This window comes from Limnobaculum zhutongyuii, assembly GCF_004295645.1.
In the GTDB taxonomy this organism is placed as follows: Bacteria; Pseudomonadota; Gammaproteobacteria; order Enterobacterales; family Enterobacteriaceae; genus Limnobaculum; species Limnobaculum zhutongyuii.
This window is the reverse complement of record NZ_CP034752.1, coordinates 1,012,212-1,032,786: the sequence shown is the minus strand read 5'-3', so window position 1 is coordinate 1,032,786 and position 20,575 is coordinate 1,012,212. Positions and strand designations below refer to the sequence as shown.

Annotated in this window: 18 protein-coding genes, 1 tRNA gene and 2 rRNA genes; 12 read left to right on the top strand and 9 right to left on the bottom strand. The window is 47.0% G+C overall.

Annotated elements, in window-relative coordinates; translation table 11 throughout:
* Positions 1–59: 59 nt before the first annotated feature.
* From EKN56_RS04235 to gmhB, 4 genes are all read right to left on the bottom strand, one after another.
* Positions 60–2,965, bottom strand: a 23S ribosomal RNA gene (locus tag EKN56_RS04235).
* 216 nt (positions 2,966–3,181) lie between these two features.
* Positions 3,182–3,257 (bottom strand) — tRNA-Glu (locus EKN56_RS04230).
* A 91-nt stretch (positions 3,258–3,348) separates the two neighbouring features.
* A 16S ribosomal RNA gene (locus EKN56_RS04225) occupies positions 3,349–4,891 on the bottom strand.
* Together the 16S and 23S rRNA genes with 1 tRNA gene alongside form the textbook arrangement of a ribosomal RNA operon.
* Before the next feature lie 371 nt (positions 4,892–5,262).
* Positions 5,263–5,835: a D-glycero-beta-D-manno-heptose 1,7-bisphosphate 7-phosphatase gene (gene gmhB / locus EKN56_RS04220; protein WP_130590665.1), complete on the bottom strand. Its 573-nt coding sequence runs from the start codon at positions 5,833–5,835 to the stop codon at positions 5,263–5,265.
* Positions 5,836–6,049: 214 nt separating this feature from the next.
* Between gmhB and metN the strand changes: the two genes are divergently transcribed.
* The 6 genes from metN to proS all read left to right on the top strand — a co-directional run bounded on the left by metN (position 6,050) and on the right by proS (position 11,717).
* On the top strand, positions 6,050–7,081 hold the full coding sequence (gene metN / locus EKN56_RS04215) for a methionine ABC transporter ATP-binding protein MetN (RefSeq protein WP_130590664.1): 1,032 nt from the start codon (positions 6,050–6,052) through the stop codon (positions 7,079–7,081).
* Positions 7,074–7,727 (top strand): methionine ABC transporter permease MetI, encoded by a 654-nt coding sequence (locus tag EKN56_RS04210; RefSeq protein WP_130590663.1) that lies wholly within the window; start codon positions 7,074–7,076, stop codon positions 7,725–7,727. Before metN ends, EKN56_RS04210 begins: the two co-directional genes overlap by 8 nt.
* Positions 7,728–7,788: 61 nt before the next feature.
* Positions 7,789–8,604, top strand: coding sequence for a MetQ/NlpA family lipoprotein (locus EKN56_RS04205; protein ID WP_130590662.1), 816 nt, complete (start codon positions 7,789–7,791; stop codon positions 8,602–8,604).
* Positions 8,605–8,780: 176 nt separating this feature from the next.
* A complete protein-coding gene (gene rcsF / locus EKN56_RS04200) occupies positions 8,781–9,122 on the top strand; it encodes an Rcs stress response system protein RcsF (RefSeq protein ID WP_130590661.1) in 342 nt (113 codons plus the stop codon).
* Positions 9,123–9,830, top strand: coding sequence for a tRNA (N6-threonylcarbamoyladenosine(37)-N6)-methyltransferase TrmO (gene tsaA, locus EKN56_RS04195; RefSeq protein WP_130590660.1), 708 nt, complete (start codon positions 9,123–9,125; stop codon positions 9,828–9,830).
* A gap of 162 nt (positions 9,831–9,992) precedes the next feature.
* A complete protein-coding gene (proS, locus tag EKN56_RS04190; protein ID WP_130590659.1) occupies positions 9,993–11,717 on the top strand; it encodes a proline--tRNA ligase in 1,725 nt (574 codons plus the stop codon).
* Positions 11,718–11,769: 52 nt separating this feature from the next.
* Here the strand turns inward: proS and arfB are convergent, their stop codons facing one another.
* Complete coding sequence (gene arfB / locus EKN56_RS04185) at positions 11,770–12,186, bottom strand: alternative ribosome rescue aminoacyl-tRNA hydrolase ArfB (RefSeq protein ID WP_130590658.1); 417 nt, start codon at positions 12,184–12,186, stop codon at positions 11,770–11,772.
* 3 nt (positions 12,187–12,189) lie between these two features.
* Positions 12,190–12,738 (bottom strand): YaeQ family protein, encoded by a 549-nt coding sequence (locus EKN56_RS04180; protein ID WP_130590657.1) that lies wholly within the window; start codon positions 12,736–12,738, stop codon positions 12,190–12,192.
* Between the two features lie 344 nt (positions 12,739–13,082).
* On the opposite strand from EKN56_RS04180, the gene EKN56_RS04175 reads away from it, so the two are divergent.
* Positions 13,083–13,283: a YaeP family protein gene (locus tag EKN56_RS04175; protein ID WP_108901554.1), complete on the top strand. Its 201-nt coding sequence runs from the start codon at positions 13,083–13,085 to the stop codon at positions 13,281–13,283.
* Positions 13,276–13,536, top strand: a complete 261-nt coding sequence (rof, locus tag EKN56_RS04170; RefSeq protein WP_130593594.1) for a Rho-binding antiterminator — start codon at positions 13,276–13,278, stop codon at positions 13,534–13,536. The genes EKN56_RS04175 and rof overlap by 8 nt, the downstream gene beginning before the upstream one ends.
* A 56-nt stretch (positions 13,537–13,592) precedes the next feature.
* Here the strand turns inward: rof and EKN56_RS04165 are convergent, their stop codons facing one another.
* The 3 genes from EKN56_RS04165 to EKN56_RS04155 form a co-directional block, all read right to left on the bottom strand.
* Positions 13,593–13,910, bottom strand: coding sequence for a c-type cytochrome (locus EKN56_RS04165; RefSeq protein WP_130590656.1), 318 nt, complete (start codon positions 13,908–13,910; stop codon positions 13,593–13,595).
* A gap of 67 nt (positions 13,911–13,977) precedes the next feature.
* Positions 13,978–15,315 (bottom strand): tRNA lysidine(34) synthetase TilS, encoded by a 1,338-nt coding sequence (tilS, locus tag EKN56_RS04160; RefSeq protein WP_130590655.1) that lies wholly within the window; start codon positions 15,313–15,315, stop codon positions 13,978–13,980.
* A gap of 63 nt (positions 15,316–15,378) precedes the next feature.
* Positions 15,379–15,774, bottom strand: a complete 396-nt coding sequence (locus tag EKN56_RS04155) for a VOC family protein (protein ID WP_130590654.1) — start codon at positions 15,772–15,774, stop codon at positions 15,379–15,381.
* Between the two features lie 178 nt (positions 15,775–15,952).
* On the opposite strand from EKN56_RS04155, the gene EKN56_RS04150 reads away from it, so the two are divergent.
* From EKN56_RS04150 to EKN56_RS04135, 4 genes are all read left to right on the top strand, one after another.
* Complete coding sequence (locus EKN56_RS04150; RefSeq protein ID WP_130590653.1) at positions 15,953–17,497, top strand: L-lactate permease; 1,545 nt, start codon at positions 15,953–15,955, stop codon at positions 17,495–17,497.
* A gap of 182 nt (positions 17,498–17,679) precedes the next feature.
* A complete protein-coding gene (locus EKN56_RS04145) occupies positions 17,680–18,399 on the top strand; it encodes a (Fe-S)-binding protein (protein WP_130590652.1) in 720 nt (239 codons plus the stop codon).
* Positions 18,400–18,410: 11 nt separating this feature from the next.
* Positions 18,411–19,832, top strand: coding sequence for a LutB/LldF family L-lactate oxidation iron-sulfur protein (locus EKN56_RS04140; protein WP_130590651.1), 1,422 nt, complete (start codon positions 18,411–18,413; stop codon positions 19,830–19,832).
* Positions 19,833–19,834: 2 nt separating this feature from the next.
* Positions 19,835–20,539, top strand: a complete 705-nt coding sequence (locus EKN56_RS04135; protein ID WP_130590650.1) for a LutC/YkgG family protein — start codon at positions 19,835–19,837, stop codon at positions 20,537–20,539.
* Positions 20,540–20,575 lie beyond the last annotated feature (36 nt).

Below are 20,575 nucleotides of genomic sequence, written 5' to 3'. Positions count from 1 at the left end.
TCGCTGAAATTCGACTTCTCTCTCTCAATCTCATCTCACCAAAACACCTTCGGTGTTGTAAGGTTAAGTCTCACGGTTCATTAGTATCGGTTAGCTCAACGTATCGCTACGCTTACACACCCGACCTATCAACGTCATAGTCTTTAACGTTCCTTCAGTGGACTCTGGGTCCAAGGGAAGACTCATCTCGAGGCAAGTTTCCCGCTTAGATGCTTTCAGCGGTTATCTTTTCCGCACGTAGCTACCGGGCAATGCCATTGGCATGACAACCCGAACACCAGTGGTGCGTTCACTCCGGTCCTCTCGTACTAGGAGCAACCCCTCTCAATCTTCCAGCGCCCACGGCAGATAGGGACCGAACTGTCTCACGACGTTCTAAACCCAGCTCGCGTACCACTTTAAACGGCGAACAGCCGTACCCTTGGGACCTACTTCAGCCCCAGGATGTGATGAGCCGACATCGAGGTGCCAAACACCGCCGTCGATATGAACTCTTGGGCGGTATCAGCCTGTTATCCCCGGAGTACCTTTTATCCGTTGAGCGATGGCCCTTCCATTCAGAACCACCGGATCACTAAGACCTACTTTCGTACCTGCTCGAGCCGTCACTCTCGCAGTCAAGCTAGCTTATGCCTTTGCACTAACCTCACGATGTCCGACCGTGATTAGCTAACCTTCGTGCTCCTCCGTTACTCTTTGGGAGGAGACCGCCCCAGTCAAACTACCCACCAGACACTGTCCTCAACCCGGATCACGGGCCAAAGTTAGAACATCAAACATTAAAGGGTGGTATTTCAAGGTTGGCTCCACGATGACTGGCGTCACCGCTTCAAAGCCTCCCACCTATCCTACACATCAAGGCTCAATGTTCAGTGTCAAGCTATAGTAAAGGTTCACGGGGTCTTTCCGTCTTGCCGCGGGTACACAGCATCTTCACTGCGAGTTCAATTTCACTGAGTCTCGGGTGGAGACAGCCTGGCCATCATTACGCCATTCGTGCAGGTCGGAACTTACCCGACAAGGAATTTCGCTACCTTAGGACCGTTATAGTTACGGCCGCCGTTTACTGGGGCTTCGATCAAGAGCTTCGCTTACGCTAACCCCATCAATTAACCTTCCAGCACCGGGCAGGCGTCACACCGTATACGTCCACTTTCGTGTTTGCACAGTGCTGTGTTTTTAATAAACAGTTGCAGCCAGCTGGTATCTTCGACTGGCTTCAGCTCCATGGGTAAACCACTTCACCTAATGCCAGCGTGCCTTCTCCCGAAGTTACGGCACCATTTTGCCTAGTTCCTTCACCCGAGTTCTCTCAAGCGCCTGAGTATTCTCTACCTGACCACCTGTGTCGGTTTGGGGTACGATTTAATGTTACCTGGAGCTTAGAGGCTTTTCCTGGAAGCAGGGCATCAACTACTTCACCACCGTAGTGGCTCGTCATCACGCCTCAGTGTTAATAAGCAATCGGATTTACCTAATCACTCCACCTACACGCTTAAACCGGGACAACCGTCGCCCGGATAGCCTAGCCTTCTTCGTCCCCCCTTCGCAGTAACACCAAGTACAGGAATATTAACCTGTTTCCCATCGACTACGCCTTTCGGCCTCGCCTTAGGGGTCGACTCACCCTGCCCCGATTAACGTTGGACAGGAACCCTTGGTCTTCCGGCGAGCGGGCTTTTCACCCGCTTTATCGTTACTTATGTCAGCATTCGCACTTCTGATACCTCCAGCAGACCTCACAGTCCACCTTCGCAGGCTTACAGAACGCTCCCCTACCCAACAATATTTTCATATCGCTGCCGCAGCTTCGGTGCATGGTTTAGCCCCGTTACATCTTCCGCGCAGGCCGACTCGACCAGTGAGCTATTACGCTTTCTTTAAATGATGGCTGCTTCTAAGCCAACATCCTGGCTGTCTGTGCCTTCCCACATCGTTTCCCACTTAACCATGACTTTGGGACCTTAGCTGGCGGTCTGGGTTGTTTCCCTCTTCACGACGGACGTTAGCACCCGCCGTGTGTCTCCCGTGATAACATTCTTCGGTATTCGGAGTTTGCATCGAGTTGGTAAGCCGGGATGGCCCCCTAGTCGAAACAGTGCTCTACCCCCGAAGATGAGTTCACGAGGCGCTACCTAAATAGCTTTCGGGGAGAACCAGCTATCTCCCGGTTTGATTGGCCTTTCACCCCCAGCCACAGGTCATCCGCTAATTTTTCAACATTAGTCGGTTCGGTCCTCCAGTTAGTGTTACCCAACCTTCAACCTGCCCATGGCTAGATCACCGGGTTTCGGGTCTATACCTTGCAACTTGACGCCCAGTTAAGACTCGGTTTCCCTACGGCTCCCCTATTCGGTTAACCTTGCTACAAAATATAAGTCGCTGACCCATTATACAAAAGGTACGCAGTCACACCCCAAAGGGTGCTCCCACTGCTTGTACGTACACGGTTTCAGGTTCTGTTTCACTCCCCTCGCCGGGGTTCTTTTCGCCTTTCCCTCACGGTACTGGTTCACTATCGGTCAGTCAGGAGTATTTAGCCTTGGAGGATGGTCCCCCCATATTCAGACAGGATGTCACGTGTCCCGCCTTACTCATCGAACTCACAATCTGTGCATTTTGGTGTACGGGACTATCACCCTGTACCGTGCGACTTTCCAGACGCTTCCACTAACACACAAACTGATTCAGGTTCTGGGCTCCTCCCCGTTCGCTCGCCGCTACTGGGGGAATCTCGGTTGATTTCTTTTCCTCGGGGTACTTAGATGTTTCAGTTCCCCCGGTTCGCCTCATACGACTATGTATTCATCGTATGATAGTGCAACGAATTGCACTGGGTTTCCCCATTCGGGTATCGCCGGTTATAACGGTTCATATCACCTTACCGACGCTTATCGCAGATTAGCACGCCCTTCATCGCCTCTGACTGCCTAGGCATCCACCGTGTACGCTTAGTCACTTAACCTCACAACCCGAAGGTGTCTCGAAAGACAACATTCTAAAGTTGCAAACAATTGAGAGACTCGCTCAGTCCACTACATGTCAGTGTATTACTCATGTATGGCTGAGGATTCAAATTTCAGCTTGTTCCGGATTGTTAAAGAGCAAATATCTCAAACATGGCTCAGTAAGCCAGTTTTGAGATATTCATCGACAATGTCTTTCACCCATTATCAGCAAGTGGCGTCCCCTAGGGGATTCGAACCCCTGTTACCGCCGTGAAAGGGCGGTGTCCTAGGCCTCTAGACGAAGGGGACACAGATATGTCAGCTTCGCAGACGCTTTGCTCTCTTTTTATTTCATCAGACAATCTGTGTGGACACTGCACGCAACTGCATATCTTTCAGGTAAGGAGGTGATCCAACCGCAGGTTCCCCTACGGTTACCTTGTTACGACTTCACCCCAGTCATGAATCACAAAGTGGTAAGCGCCCTCCCGAAGGTTAAGCTACCTACTTCTTTTGCAACCCACTCCCATGGTGTGACGGGCGGTGTGTACAAGGCCCGGGAACGTATTCACCGTAGCATTCTGATCTACGATTACTAGCGATTCCGACTTCATGGAGTCGAGTTGCAGACTCCAATCCGGACTACGACGTACTTTATGAGGTCCGCATGCTCTCGCGAGGTAGCTTCTCTTTGTATACGCCATTGTAGCACGTGTGTAGCCCTACTCGTAAGGGCCATGATGACTTGACGTCATCCCCACCTTCCTCCGGTTTATCACCGGCAGTCTCCTTTGAGTTCCCACCATTACGTGCTGGCAACAAAGGATAGGGGTTGCGCTCGTTGCGGGACTTAACCCAACATTTCACAACACGAGCTGACGACAGCCATGCAGCACCTGTCTCAGAGCTCCCGAAGGCACTAAAGCATCTCTGCTAAATTCTCTGGATGTCAAGAGTAGGTAAGGTTCTTCGCGTTGCATCGAATTAAACCACATGCTCCACCGCTTGTGCGGGCCCCCGTCAATTCATTTGAGTTTTAACCTTGCGGCCGTACTCCCCAGGCGGTCGACTTAACGCGTTAGCTCCGGAAGCCACTCCTCAAGGGAACAACCTCCAAGTCGACATCGTTTACAGCGTGGACTACCAGGGTATCTAATCCTGTTTGCTCCCCACGCTTTCGCACCTGAGCGTCAGTCTTTGTCCAGGGGGCCGCCTTCGCCACCGGTATTCCTCCACATCTCTACGCATTTCACCGCTACACATGGAATTCTACCCCCCTCTACAAGACTCTAGCTTGCCAGTTTCGGATGCAGTTCCCAGGTTAAGCCCGGGGATTTCACATCCGACTTGACAAACCGCCTGCGTGCGCTTTACGCCCAGTAATTCCGATTAACGCTTGCACCCTCCGTATTACCGCGGCTGCTGGCACGGAGTTAGCCGGTGCTTCTTCTGTGGGTAACGTCAATACATGGTGCTATTAACACCACATCCTTCCTCCCCACTGAAAGTGCTTTACAACCCTAAGGCCTTCTTCACACACGCGGCATGGCTGCATCAGGGTTTCCCCCATTGTGCAATATTCCCCACTGCTGCCTCCCGTAGGAGTCTGGGCCGTGTCTCAGTCCCAGTGTGGCTGGTCATCCTCTCAGACCAGCTAGGGATCGTCGCCTAGGTGAGCCATTACCCCACCTACTAGCTAATCCCATCTGGGTTCATCTGATGGCGCGAGGCCCGAAGGTCCCCCGCTTTGGTCTTGCGACGTTACGCGGTATTAGCTACCGTTTCCAGTAGTTATCCCCCTCCATCAGGCAGATCCCCAGACATTACTCACCCGTCCGCCGCTCGTCACCCAAGGAGCAAGCTCCTCTGTGCTACCGCCCGACTTGCATGTGTTAGGCCTGCCGCCAGCGTTCAATCTGAGCCATGATCAAACTCTTCAATTAAAAGCTTGATGCTCAAAGATTACTTTCAATAATTCAAATGAATTACTGTCTGGTCACTCTTTAAGACTTGGTATTTTTTTGTGTCGTTACACCGAAGTGTAATGACGTGAGATACCGTCTTGTGAGTGCCCACACAGATTGTCTGATAAATTGTTAAAGAGCGATGTTGCGGCGAAAAACTTCCCGCAACACGGGCTGCGTATACTACGCTTTCCCGCGTCAGAGTCAAGTGTTAAATCACAGATTTATGCACGATAACGTCTGAACTGAAGCGGCTGTTGCCGTGTCAGTGGAGGCGCATTATAGAGTCATTAATGTGAATAGCAAGCGTTAAATAAACTTTTTTACTATTACATTTAAATTTGTACTAATTATCGACTAAATTGACCTGACTTAATAGCATTTGGTAATGCTGTAAGGCTGTCTAACACCATATCTGCCAAGGCTTCACCTTCTGGTGTAACAGGTTTCCCCGTTCTAACCAGAACTTTGTGCCCTACACCAGCATTTATTGCCGCCTGCATATCTTCGGGTTTATCCCCTACCATATAAGAAGCGGCCATATCGATATTTAACTCTTTCTGTGCTGATAACAACATACCGGGCTGTGGTTTACGGCAATCGCAAGTTTGGGCGAACTCACTAACCGTTCCTTCCGGATGATGTGGACAATAATAGATGCCATCCAGATCTACATCACGATCCGCCAGCGACCAATCCATCCATTCAGTCAGAGTCATAAACTGTTCCTCTGTGAATTTTCCTCTGGCTATGCCAGATTGATTGGTTACCAAAACTAAAGCAAAACCCATTTTTTTCAGCTCAGCGCAGGCTTCAATTACCCCATCAATAAACTGAAACTGATCTATTTCATGAACGTACCCATGGTCAATATTAATTGTCCCGTCCCGGTCAAGAAAAACTGCTGGTATAGAATTCGCCACGTAATTACTCCTGATGGCTATTGATATGTCATTAGTATCTCATGATTGTACTCACAGAAAGAACCTTTCGATAGATCCAAAATTGGTTGACTTAGACGTCTAGACGCCTTAGCATCCATTCAATCACTCAGCTTTTTGCTGAGTTCTGTTTTATTAACGGTCATTATTCTTTCATGAAGAATAGTTATCGGAATGGTCTCAATATAAGAAAAATATGATTAAACTTCAGAATATTACCAAAATATTCCAGCAAAAGAACCTGACTATCACGGCGCTTTCTGACGTGAGTCTCCATGTTCCTGCCGGACAAATCTATGGCGTTATCGGTGCTTCAGGTGCCGGTAAAAGTACGCTGATTCGCTGTGTGAATTTACTTGAGCGGCCAACTTCAGGTCGGGTCTTGGTGGATAATCAGGATTTGACTGCCCTTGATTCGACGGGCTTGACCAAAGCACGCCGTCAGATCGGCATGATATTTCAACACTTCAATTTACTCTCTTCCCGTACGGTGTCCGGTAACGTCGCTCTGCCATTAGAGCTGGACAATATGCCATCAGCGGAAAGAAATAAGCGCGTAGCAGAGCTATTAGATCTGGTTGGGCTAAGCGACAAGCATGATACCTATCCTGCCAACCTGTCCGGTGGACAGAAGCAACGTGTAGCTATTGCCCGAGCTCTCGCCAGCAATCCTAAAATTCTGCTGTGTGACGAAGCAACCAGTGCGCTGGATCCGGCAACCACGCGTTCGATTCTTGAACTATTAAAAGATATCAACCGCCGTTTAGGATTAACAATTCTGTTAATTACCCATGAAATGGATGTGGTAAAACGCATTTGCGATCAGGTTGCAGTTATTAGCGATGGCAAATTGATTGAACAGGACAGCGTTAGTGCTATGTTCTCTCATCCTAAAACACCATTGGCTCAACAATTTATTCAGTCAACGCTGCATCTGGATATTCCGGATGATTACTCCGAACGTTTGAGCCCGGAACAGAAAGAGAATACCCACCCATTATTGCGTCTGGAGTTTACCGGACAATCAGTGGATGCGCCGTTGCTCTCTGAGGTGGCCCGTAGTTATAACATTAATAACAACATTATCAGTGCCCAGATGGATTATGCCGGTGGCGTTAAATTTGGTGTCATGCTGACTGAGATTCACGGTACGCAGGAAGAAACCGCGGCTGCAATCCAGTTCCTTCAAGATCACCATGTAAAAGTTGAGGTATTAGGTTATGTCTGAGGCAATGATGTGGATGATGGGTAAAGCCACCTGGGAAACCATCGTCATGACTTTTACATCTGGTTTTTTTGGCTTTGTCATTGGCCTTCCGGCCGGTGTACTACTCTATATCACCAGACCGGGGCAAATTCTTGAGAATCCTACGCTTCATCGTGGACTATCAGCAGTAATCAACGTGTTTCGTTCCATTCCGTTTATTATTCTGATCGTATGGATTATTCCATTTACCACCATTGTTGCTGGCACCTTTATCGGTTTAAAAGCCGCACTGGTTCCACTGAGTATCGGGGCGGCTCCGTTTATTGCCCGCATGGTGGAAAACACCCTGCTGGAAATTCCAAGCGGTTTAGTTGAAGCTGCCCGAGCAATGGGTGCAACCCCATTACAAATTATTCGTAAAGTTTTGCTTCCTGAAGCATTACCCGGATTAATTAACAGTGCCACCATTACGCTTATTACCCTACTGGGATATTCAGCCATGGGTGGAGCCGTTGGCGCAGGTGGCTTAGGTCAACTAGGCTATCAATATGGATATGTCAGATATGACGCAACAGTGATGAATACTGTTCTTATTCTGTTAGTTATATTGGTTTATATCATTCAGTTCTGTGGTGACCGTCTTGTCAAAGCCGCTACTCATAAATAACGGTTAGTGACAAAAAGTAAATTGTGCTGCTTGCAGCGTATTGATAATAGAGAGAAATAATATGCTATTTAAGTTTAAAACCTTTGCCGCAGTTGGTGCTCTTATTGGATCTCTCGCGCTGGCGGGATGCGGACAGGAAGAGAAAAACCCTAATCACATCAAAGTTGGCGTTATTGTTGGTGCTGAATTAAAAGTTGCTGAAGTCGCTAAACAAGTGGCAAAAGACAAATATGGTCTGGAAGTAGAACTGGTGTCATTTAATGACTATGTGCTGCCAAACGAAGCGTTAAGCAAAGGTGATATTGACCTGAATGCTTTTCAGCATAAGCCATATTTAGACCAGCAAATGAAAGAGCGCGGCTATAAGTTAGCGGTTGTGGGCACCACTTTTGTTTATCCGATTGCGGCCTACTCCAAGAAGATCAAATCTATCGATGAAATTCAGGATGGCGCGCAAATCGCAGTACCTAACGATCCAACCAACCTTGGTCGTTCTCTGTTGTTATTACAAAAACAGGGTCTGATTAAGTTGAAAGAGGGTGTTGGCCTGATGCCTACCGTACTGGATGTGGTTGAGAATCCAAAACATCTGAAGATCATCGAACTGGAAGCACCACAGTTACCACGTTCTTTGGATGACAATCAGGTGACTCTGGCGATTATCAATACTGCTTATTCCAGCCAGATTGGTTTAACTCCAACTAAAGATGGCATCTTCGTTGAAGATAAAGATTCTCCTTACGTGAACATCATCGTTTCCCGTGAAGATAATAAAGACTCTGAAAACGTGAAGAAATTCGTTCAGGCATTCCATTCTGACGAAGTATTCAACGCTGCAGATAAAGAGTTTAAAGGTGGCGCAATTAAAGGTTGGTAATCCTTTAATTAGTTATCCTCATTTCTCAATAATATATTTAAGGGCAGATATTCTTATCTGCCCTTTTTATTCGTTAGTTTTCATCTTATCCTTAGTCCTGTTTTTATTTATACTTTCCGTTACTTTTAGTGACTGGCCCTCTTATTTCAGGCCTCTACCTTTATCAAGGATATCCAATGCGAATTCTCACGCTTTGCCTGTTTGCACTTTTTCTGGGCGGCTGTGCCCAGTCCGGACCTTCAGCACCAGAATTAGAACCAGTGAAGCTTTATAAAACTGAAGCTGAGCTTTCCGGAGCTTCATTTAAAGAGATGGGATTAGTTTCTGGCGATTCCTGTCAGTTTACCGCTCAGGATAGCCCGCCAAGCATTACGTCAGCCATGCTGAGTATGCAGAAAAGAGCGGCCTATAAAGAGGCCAATGCGGTGTTATTACATCGTTGCGAAATGATGTCTTCGGTTCCGGGTTGCTATCAGGTTGCAGTTTGTGAAGGCACTGCGCTGCATATCAATTTTTAAATGACTGGGCTACATATCGAACCGATAGGCGTTATTCGTTCGCCTTATAAAGAAAAATTTGCCGTTCCCCGCCAGCCGGGCTTAGTGCAGGATGGGGGCGGTGAATTGCTGTTGCTGCCGCCCTATAACCAGCCTGAAGCAGTACGTGGGTTAGAACAGTTCAGCCATATCTGGTTATTGTTTGTATTTCACCAAACTCAAGACGGCGGATGGCGACCAACGGTGCGACCGCCCCGTTTAGGCGGCAATGCCAGAATGGGGGTTTTCGCTACCCGATCTACGTTTCGTCCTAACCCTATTGGCATGTCACTGATTGAACTAAAAGGTATACGTCAGGAAGGTGCTGATATTATCCTGCAACTTGGCAGCCTGGATTTGGTTGACGGAACTCCCGTCGTTGATATCAAACCCTATTTGCCTTTTGCCGAAAGTATTCCTGATGCTCAGGCCGGATTTGCCCAATTGGCACCTGATGCCAGCATGCCCGTCAGTTTTGCTGCCGAGGCGGAACGGGTTCTGCAAAAAGAGAGCCGTGCTTTGCCTCATCTGCGCCGTTTTATTACTCAGGTATTAGCTCAGGACCCGCGCCCTGCCTATCGAAAAAATGAACCGCAGATTAGGGAGTTTGCCGTACACTTAATGGAGTTTAACGTGCGCTGGCGTGTGGAAAATGGACAAGCGACCGTTATTGCTATCGATAAACGCTAGAAATTCCCGTTCCTCTCTTTTGAGAGAGGATAGTCACTGATACACTAAGTCACTTTTTTATTTATCAGGCTTATTCTGTGTTTGCTTTATCAGATTCCGCTTCACTGATAAACAGCGCTGAAAAACTGCCATTATCTGAAGATTAAATGGAAGCACTACAACATGCGTACTAGTCAATATTTGCTCTCTACTCTGAAAGAGACACCTGCTGACGCTGAAGTCATTAGCCACCAGCTAATGCTCCGCGCCGGGATGATCCGTAAACTGGCTTCAGGTCTTTATACCTGGTTGCCTACCGGTCTGCGCGTTCTGAGAAAAGTTGAAACTATCATTCGCGAAGAGATGAACAACGCCGGTGCTATTGAGATCTCCATGCCGGTAGTTCAACCCGCCGACTTATGGCAGGAGAGTGGTCGCTGGGAGCAATATGGTCCGGAACTGTTACGTCTTGTCGACAGAGGTGAGCGTCCATTTGTATTGGGGCCAACCCATGAAGAAGTCATCACCGATCTGGTGCGTAATGAGATCAGCTCTTATAAGCAATTACCGCTGAATTTCTTCCAGATTCAAACTAAATTCCGTGATGAAGTTCGCCCACGCTTTGGTGTGATGCGTTCGCGGGAATTCATCATGAAAGATGCGTACTCGTTCCATACCACGCAAGAATCCTTGCAACTAACCTATGACAAAATGTACGACGCCTATAGCAAGAGCTTTACCCGTATGGGACTGGATTTCCGCCCGGTGCTGGCTGATACCGGCTCTATTGGCGGTAGCTCTTCTCATGAATTCCAGGTACTGGCTGGCAGTGGTGAAGATGATGTTGTTTTCTCCACTGATTCAGACTACACCGCTAATATGGAACTGGCAGAGGCTGTAGCGCCATCTACAGGACGTGCCGCACCATCAGAAGAACTGCGTCTGGTCGATACGCCTGATGCTAAAACTATTAATGAGTTAGTTGAACAGTTTAATTTACCGGTTGAGAAAACAGTCAAAACGCTGCTGGTTCATGCCGCAGAAGAGAGCGGTCATAAGCTAATCGCGCTTTTAGTTCGTGGCGATCATGAACTGAACGAAGTGAAAGCACAAAACCAGCCGCTGGTTGCCAGCCCACTGACTTTTGCTTCAGAAGAAGAGATTCGTGCAGCTATTGGTGCAGGTCCGGGTTCTTTAGGCCCAATCAAGATGCCAGTGCCAATGATCGTTGACCGTTCTGTTGCTGTTATGAGTGATTTTGGCGCTGGTGCTAATATCGACCATAAACACTACTTCGGCATTAACTGGGAACGGGACCTGCCACTGCCTGCTACGGTTGCTGATATTCGTAACGTCGTGATTGGTGACCCAAGCCCGGACGGCAAAGGTACTTTACTGATCAAACGCGGTATTGAAGTTGGTCATATCTTCCAGCTTGGTACTAAATATTCTGAAGCAATGAAGGCAACTGTTCAGGGTGAAGATGGTCGTAACCTGACGATGACGATGGGTTGTTATGGTATCGGTGTAACCCGTGTAGTAGCGGCTTCCATTGAACAAAATCATGATGAGCGCGGTATCATTTGGCCAGATGCGATTGCACCGTTCTCTGTGGTTATCGTACCAATGAACATGCATAAATCTTTCCGCGTTCAGGAAGTCGCAGAGCAGTTATATGAAACGCTGCGCGCTAAAGGCGTTGATGTACTACTGGATGACCGTAAAGAGCGCCCTGGTGTGATGTTTGCCGATATGGAACTGATTGGTGTACCACATACCGTGGTTATCGGCGATCGTAACCTGGACAATAACGAAGTTGAATATAAGCATCGTCGTGCTGGTGATAAGCAAATGATTAAAAGCGATGAAATCGTATCGTTCCTGCTGTCACAAATACAGCCTGCTTAATTGACGATAGGTTATCAGTAAAAAGTCCCGCTACGGCGGGACTTTTTTATCTTCAGTAATCCACTTTTCCACGCAGGTTTTTAGTTTCACCCCGCCGAACTTTACTCTCCAGCCGTTTACGTTTGGCATTTTTGCTCGGTGCGGTTGCCCTACGCACTTTTTGAAATCGGGTTGCTTCCTGAATCAATGTGGTTAACCGGGCTAATGCCGCTTCACGATTTTGTTCCTGACTGCGATACTCTTGCGCCTTAATAATCACCACACCGTCACTGGTGACCAGATGACTATTCAAGGCCAGTAAACGTTGTTTATAAAACTCAGGCAGGCTGGAGGCATGAATATCAAATTTCAGATGAATAGCCGTCGACGTTTTATTTACGTGCTGCCCACCTGCACCCTGAGCGCGAATTGCCGTTAAGACAATCTCGTCATCAGGAATAGTGACACCAGCCGAAATAACCAAACCCATTATTTATTCACCCAGTGTTTTCCAGGTATCAAATGTCAGTTCAACATTATTCTGATTGTCTGACAGCCAGATAGCGCCATCCTGAATGGTCGCCTGTAATTGCATATTGCGAGTACACATTGAAGTCAGTTGTTTTAATTGCGCATCATCCAGAAAGCGCACCAATAAATTACGGTGGGAAACCAGCTTGCTTTCATTTTGCTGCCACCAAACTTTGGCCGCACGTTCACTGTAAGCATAGAGCACAACTTGCTCTGATTGATGGCACGCTTTTCTCAATCGTTTCTCTTCCGGCAGACCCAGCTCAACCCACAGAACAATGCCATTGTGATCGTTATGCAGCCAGATTTCCGGTTCATCATCGGCACACAGACCTTTGGTAAAAGATAAGCGTTCGTTCGCATGACATATCCAGGCCAGCAGCCGTAACATCATTCTTTGCTCGGTTTCTGACGGATGCTGTGCCAGCGTTAACACCGTGTCGGAATAAACCTGACGATCCATGTCCGCAATATTAACGGTCGCTTTGTAGATTGTTGCTTTTAATGCCATGAAGAAATGCCAGTATAAATAAATGAAATGGCGGCTAGTGTAACCAATTCGCTAAGGGAACACATCGTTAATCCAATCAAGGGAGGCTATCTGCCATTTCAGATCGCCATGAACCTTACGGTTTTTCTTACAACATCACCATGTTAACCCAATAGCAGTATCATCTCTTTTGTCAGTAAACCTTGACAAATTTATTCACTAAACCACCCGCAAGTAGCTGATATAAAGAATCACAACTATGCTATAGTCAGCACTGAAATTAATGATGAGCAAACTCTGATATTGATTTAGCGTTGTAAGATAACGCCTGTAACACAAAGATTAGCTGCAAAGGAGGAGGGATTATGCAGAAATACAGCGAACCCGTTCGTCGTAAATATGCGCAAATAGCCAGCGGCGATCTTGGATACGTATCCGATGCGTTAGGATGTGTATTAAAAACATTAGACGATATAGCAGCTGATGAAACGCTATCGTCTGCCGTTAGGGAACAAGCGGCCTATGCTGCCGCTAATTTACTGGTGAGTGATTATGGTGATGACTAAAAAAGAGTACCAACCCATAAACTGTGATGACTATGATAATTTAGAGCTCGCCTGTCAGCACCATTTAGTCCTTGAGATTAAGTTAGAAGATGGTGAGAAATTGGAGGCGAAAGCCTGCGATTTGTTATTGCGCAAAAAGGTTGAGTATCTGATTGTTGAAGTCGGTGGTGAACAAAGAGAGCTAAGACTCGATTGCATTGTTTATTTTAGCCATCCAACAATTGGTAAAATAGAAATCAGTCTGGCGGACTGATTCATCTAAAACGGGCCCTGTTATCACGGCCCGTTTTATTTTCACCTGAGTATCGACTACTTCTCACCTAAGCTGGCGTAATAAGCCGCCAAATCGGCAATATCCTGATCGGAAAGACTACGTACATATCCAACCATAACCACCGCCATACCTCCGGTTCTCTCCCCTTTCTTATAGGCATGCATTGAGTTATCCAGATAGACCTCATTTTGCCCGGCAAGGTTCGGATAGGTTGGGATAGAGATTTTGCCATCAACGCCGTGACAGCTGGCACATCTTGCTGATTTAGCTTTACCCGCAGCAGCATCACCAGCAGCCTGCACAGAGAAACTAAACAGTAATGCGCAGGATAGTAACAATAACGCTTTTTTCATTATTTTGACCTCTGTAAACCACATTGCTTTTCAATAAAATAGTGTAGATGAATTTAGTACCGGACCGTTAATATGATTTTTTCCGATACAAGATATTCCAGCCAACATCGTCTCCCTGCCGCTGACCTTCAACCGTAACAAAAACACCTAATGCGGCAATCAGGTTATCATCATAAAACAGCAGTGGTGTTCTTTGCCGCAACCAGACGGGCACGCCCAGTTCCTGCCAAAGCTTTTTCAGACTGCGGGAATGTGTACGACCTGTTATCTGGATGTTCAGGTTTCCCGGTGCTGAAAAACGCACGCTAATCCGTTCATCCGCTTTTGGACGACGAACCGTTTCGCCCGACTCATCTGGCATCAACACGCCTAATGAATCAGGGAGTAATAATGTTGATTGTCCATCCCACTCCAGTTGGATGTCATCAACTGGCTGCATGGCGGGCAATAAATATAAGCGCTGTCGATAGCGACGAATTTGGTATTCACCCAATTTCAGCATTGGCTCTGCATCTTGTTGGCTAAGAGCGACTTCGCACCACAACTTTTCCAGCTGTTCCTGTGACGGCATCATCATCTTATGTTGGCTCAACCAACGACGTAACAGTGCCCGACGCTGAATATCAGAAACAGATGACAAACCATCAATATCAATAGCACCATCGGAATCCACTAAGCGGGAAAGAACAGGTGCGAGAAGCTCATCCAGTAACTGCTCTTGCTCTGCGCATAAGCTGGCACTGCGAGACACCATGCGGGAAAACTGAGGCCAACGCTGTTCCAGAACGGGCAAAACATTTAAACGCAGAAAATTACGGTCAAAGCGAGCATCCTGATTACTATCGTCATCAACCCAGCGAAGTTTTTGAATTCTGGCGTAAGCCTCAATTTGCTGGCGGGAAACATTAAGCAGTGGCCTCACCTGCTGACAACGCCCAAACGCAATTCTTTCCGGCATGGCAGATAAACCCGCCGGGCCACTGCCACGTTTTAGTGCCAGTAAAAAGGTTTCACACTGATCGTCTCTGTGCTGCGCCGTTACCAGAATATCATTATCAGATAACAGATGGTTCAGCGCCTGATAGCGAGCCTCTCTGGCCGCGGCTTCAATACCTGCCAGAGAAGGATCAACGCTAACATAAGCCACCTGTAATGGAATATTCCATTGCTCACACTGCAATCGGCAATGTTCAGCCCATTCCTCTGCATGCTTGCTCAGGCCATGATGTACATATACTGCCTTTAACATTAACCCTGGTCTTAGCTTCTCTTTGATTGTCATCAGCACATGCAGTAATACCGTCGAGTCAATGCCACCGCTGAATGCCACCAGAATGTGATCATCATATTTCAGCGTTGCATCAACCTGTTGTATAACCTTATCGCACAGTACTTCATCAGACATTTAGGGTTACCTGTAAAAAGAGATACCGTATGTTAATCAAAATACCATTGTATAACGAGAAACTTACTCACTCTCTTCATAAAGTTCTAACGGCAATCCATCCGGATCGTTGAAGAAGGTAAAACGTTTTTCGGTATAAGGGTCGACACGAATCGCCTCATACTTCACTCCTGCCGCGGCCAGTTGGGTTACAGCAAGATCTAAATCCCGCACGCTAAAAGCTAAATGTCTCAAACCACAGGCTTCCGGTTGAGTTGGTCTGGCTGGAGGATGTGGGAAAGAAAATAGCTCTATCTGATAGTTTCCATTAATGGCCAGATCGGCTTTCCATGATTGGCGTTCTGCACGATAGTGTTCAGCTAACAACTGAAAACCTAATGTATGACAATAAAACTGCTTACTACGCTCATAATCTGCACAAATGACTGCTATATGGTGTATTTTTTCAACTTTAAGCATCAGAGCATTCCAAATAATAAAATTATAATCAATTAAATCAGTATATTGAAAATCATCATACAATAATCAATTTGTGTTATTTTTCTTATTAACACGATTCAGCTCACTGAATACTAAAACCATAACTACTAGAATCCGCGGCTAAATCAAAACGATAGACACAATATAAGGTATAGCCATGTCTGAATCTCTCTCCTTTATATTAGGAGTTATTCCTCTGGTCGCGTTAATTGTAATGATTTTGAAGATAAAAACCCCTATACATTATGCGGTTATTATTTCTTTAATTATTACTTTGGTTCTTGCCGGCTTCTTCTGGAAAACACCAATACAGAACCTCTCCATGTCAGCACTTTATGGAGCGTCCAAAGGGCTGTGGCCAATTATCATTGTTATTCTTGGCGCTATTTATAGCTACAACCTGATGCTGAAAACCGGCAGCATGGATGTGATAAAAAACGTTCTGGCCAACATCAGTGATGATAAACGTATCCAGATTTTGCTTATTTCCTGGTGCTTTGGTGGCTTTTTGGAAGCCGCAGCAGGTTATGGTACAGCCGTAGCTATCCCTATTGGTATCCTGATTGCTTTAGGGTTTAACCCGCTAAAAGCAGCGATCGCCTCATTGATAGTGAATACCGTACCTACCGCCTTTGGTGCTGTTGGTATCCCGGTTTCTATTCTGGCAGAACAAACAGGATTACCGGTACGAGAGCTTAGCAGCATGATTATTATACAATTATCGCTGTTCAATATCTTACTCCCTTTCGTCATTGTTGCTATTACCGGTAATGGTATTAAAGCCATTAAAGGTGTGTTCTTTATTACGCTGATGTGTGGCGTAAGCACCCTGATCCCTCAATATTTCGTCGCCACCTATCTTGGCGCTGAACTACCGGCTTTTGCGGGTAGCCTGGTCAGTATGCTGGTGACTATTTTCCTGGCAAAACGTCATAAAGCATCGCAAAAAGAACAACCCGAACAGCCAGAAGCTGAGAAGCAGCACTATTCCCGCTCTGCTCTGATGCGTGCCAGCGCCATCTATCTGCTGACATTCCTGTTTATTCTGCTGTGTTCCCCGCTATTCCCATCTATTAAAAATAGCGTAGGGCAACTTTCCAGCGTAATTCCTTATGCGCTTAGTGACAGTCAGGTTCTGAAGCTGAAAGTTGAATGGTTAAGCACCCCTGGCGTACTGATTATTATCGCTACTTTTATTGGCGGAATGATTCAGGGTGCCAGAATGTCAACCATGCTGTCCGTACTCTGGGCTACCGTAGTACAGCTGAAAAATTCCATCATTGCCATTACCGCTATCGTTGCGATGGCAACGGTTATGGACACCAGCGGTATGATTAATGATATCGCCAATACGCTGGTTAACGTCACCGGCATCGGTTATATCTTTATTGCCCCGATGATTGGTGCATTGGGTACCTTTGTTACCGGCAGTGATACCAACTCCAACGTGCTGTTTGGCAAACTACAGACCAGCGCCGCAACTCAGTTAGGTATTGATCCAATCCTGCTGGCAGCTGCCAACACCTCCGGAGCAACCGGTGGCAAAATGATCTCTCCTCAAAGTATTGCCATCGCCGTTTCAGCAACCCGAATGGATGGACAAAGCAGTGCCATCATGTCAGGGACCCTTAAGTACTGTGCGATTTATATTATTATTCTTGGCCTGAAAATTGGTGCTATGTACTATTTGTTTTATTCATAATACAAATCACATACAACACATTTAGGCAGTGATAGAATTCGTTCCCGATTGTTACCGGCCACCACACTGGCGGCCGGTATATCAGCCCCAAAATGATGCGCTAACGGAATACTCATTATGATAATCGCTGGAAAAGCGGCCGTCAGCCATATGCATCTCTATGTTTTCGGAGTGACTATTGTATGAAAGTAAATTTTTATGTTACCTGCATCGGTGACGCACTGAAGGCCAATATGGCTCGTGATAGCGTACTGCTGCTGGAACAGCTGGGATGTGAAGTGCTTTTTCCTGAACGTCAGGGATGCTGTGGCCAACCGGCGCTCAACAGCGGCTATGTCAATGATGCCAAACCGGCGATGAAATCTTTGATTTCCGCCTTTGAAGATAATGATTACCCGATAGTGTCTCCTGCCGGCTCTTGTACCTATGCCATTAAAAGCTATCCAACCCATCTGGCTGATGAACCTGAATGGGCTGCCAGAGCACAGGCGGTTGCCGATCGTATGCAGGATTTAACCAGCTTTATCGTCCACCAACTTGGCGTAGTCAATGTGGGTGCTCGCTTACCGGGAAAAGCGGTTTACCATCCATCGTGCAGTCTGTTTCGTAAGCTTGGTGTGAAAGATGAGCCTATTGCCCTGCTAAATAATGTTGAAGGTCTGGAGCTGTTGCCAATCGTTAACCAGGAAACCTGCTGTGGTTTCGGCGGTACTTTCTCCGTCAAGATGTCTGAAATTTCCGGTGAAATGGTGAAAGAAAAAGTTCAGCACATCATGGATGTGGAACCAGACTACCTGATTGGTGCAGACACCAGTTGCCTGATAAATATCAGTGGACGACTGACACGTGAAAAGCGTCCGGTAAAAGTGATGCATATCGCTGAAGTGTTAATGAGCCGCTAAGGGGATATCTCATGTCGATGAAAACCAGCAACATAGATTTTAAACCGCGCATCAAAGCAGAGATGGAAGACACCATCATGCGTAAAGCGGTAGCAATGGCCCAGGAACGTATCGGCGCCAACCGCCAGATTATGGTTAACGAATTGGGCCACTGGGAAGAGTGGCGCGATCGCGCAGAGCAAATTCGTAACCATGTGCTTGAAAACCTTGATGCCTATCTGTATCAGCTGTCAGAAAAAGTGACGGAAAACGGCGGCCATGTTTATTTCGCCAAGACCAAAGAAGAAGCCACCGACTATATTCGCGATATCGCCCGCCAGAAACAGGCAAAAAAGGTGGTGAAATCAAAATCCATGGTTACCGAAGAAATTGGTCTGAACCATGTATTGCAAGCTGAAGGTATTGAGGTAGTTGAAACTGACCTTGGTGAATATATTCTTCAGGTAGATAACGATCCGCCATCCCATATTGTGGTACCGGCAATCCATAAAGATCGCTATCAGATTCAAAAAGTTCTGCATGAAAAACTGGGATATGATGGCCCTGAAACACCAGAAGCCATGACGCTGTTTATCCGCGAACGCATTCGTAAAGACTTTCTGGAAGCCGATATTGGCATCAGCGGTTGTAACTTTGCGGTAGCAGAAACCGGTAGTATCTGTCTGGTCACCAATGAAGGCAACCTGCGTATGGCTACTACTCTGCCTAAAACGCATATTGCCGTGATGGGAATGGAGCGTATCGCCCCAACCTTTGAAGAAGTTGATGTACTGATTACACTGTTGTGTCGCAGCGCAGTAGGTACTCGCTTAACCAGCTATAACACCTGGTTAACCGGCCCTCGAGAAGCAGGACATGTTGATGGTCCGCAAGAGTTCCATTTAGTTATCGTTGATAATGGCCGCTCAAAAATTCTCGGCTCAGAATTTAAAGATGTTCTACGCTGCATTCGTTGCGGAGCCTGTCTGAATACCTGTCCGGCTTATCGCCAGATTGGTGGTCACGGCTATGGTTCTATCTATCCCGGCCCGATTGGCGCAGTGATCTCGCCTCTGTTGGGTGGCTATGAAGATTTCCACGACCTGCCTTATGCCTGCTCATTATGTAATGCCTGTAATCAGGTATGCCCGGTAAAAATCCCGCTGGCTCAACTGATCGTTAAACACCGCCGGGTTATGGCAGAAACTGGCCTGACACCAAAAGGTGAGCGTCGTTTCACTCGTTTGTTTAATTACGCTAACGCCCATCCTGCCCTGTGGAAAGTGGGTATGACTATGGGTGCCAAAATGGCTAACTGGATGATTAAAGACGGTAAAGTGTCGCTTAAAATTGACGTACTCAACGACTGGATGGATGCCCGTGACTTACCGGCGCCAGACGGCGAAGGGTTCCGCAGTTGGTTTAAGCGTCATCAGGCTGAGAGGAATAAGTAATCATGTTAATTAATCAACAAAACCGTACTGCATTTCTGGATGAGATTGCTCATCAGTTAGGACGTGAAGTGCGTAAAACGCCATCTGAAAGTAAGCCGCCGGTAAACAGCTATCCTCAAACCCGCCTGACAGATAAAACTCAGGATGAGCTTTGTCAGGAGTTTATGGAATTTGCCAGCACTCAGAAAGTAAAGTGTGTATTGAGTCGTCCTGAGGGGTTAATTGGCGATCTTATGTCCCTGTGCGACGAATACGGTGGTACGCCAGTCATTATCAGCGGCGATCAACGTTTGGCGGATTTAGGTATCACTACTGCATTAAAAGAGCAGTTTGACGCCTGGGAGTGGGACCCAGACAAAGGCGAAGAGAACATCCACATGGCGGAGAAAGCCAAAGTGGGTATTGCCTATGCTGAAGCGGGTCTGACTGAATCCGGTGGTGTGGTGCTATTTTCTGCACCAGAGCGAGGCCGTTCCGTTAGCCTGCTGCCAGAAACGTCCATCTTCGTACTACGTAAAAGCACTATACTGCCACGCGTAGCTCAAATGGCTCAACGCCTTCATCATATGGCGCAGGCGGGCGAACGGATGCCATCCTGTATCAATCTGATTGGCGGCCCAAGCTCCACAGCCGACATTGAGTTAATCAAAGTGTTTGGCGTTCACGGTCCGGTGCATGCTGCCTATGTGGTACTGGAAGACTGCTAACTGAATGATATGACTGTGGCAGGGAGGTCGTTTTCC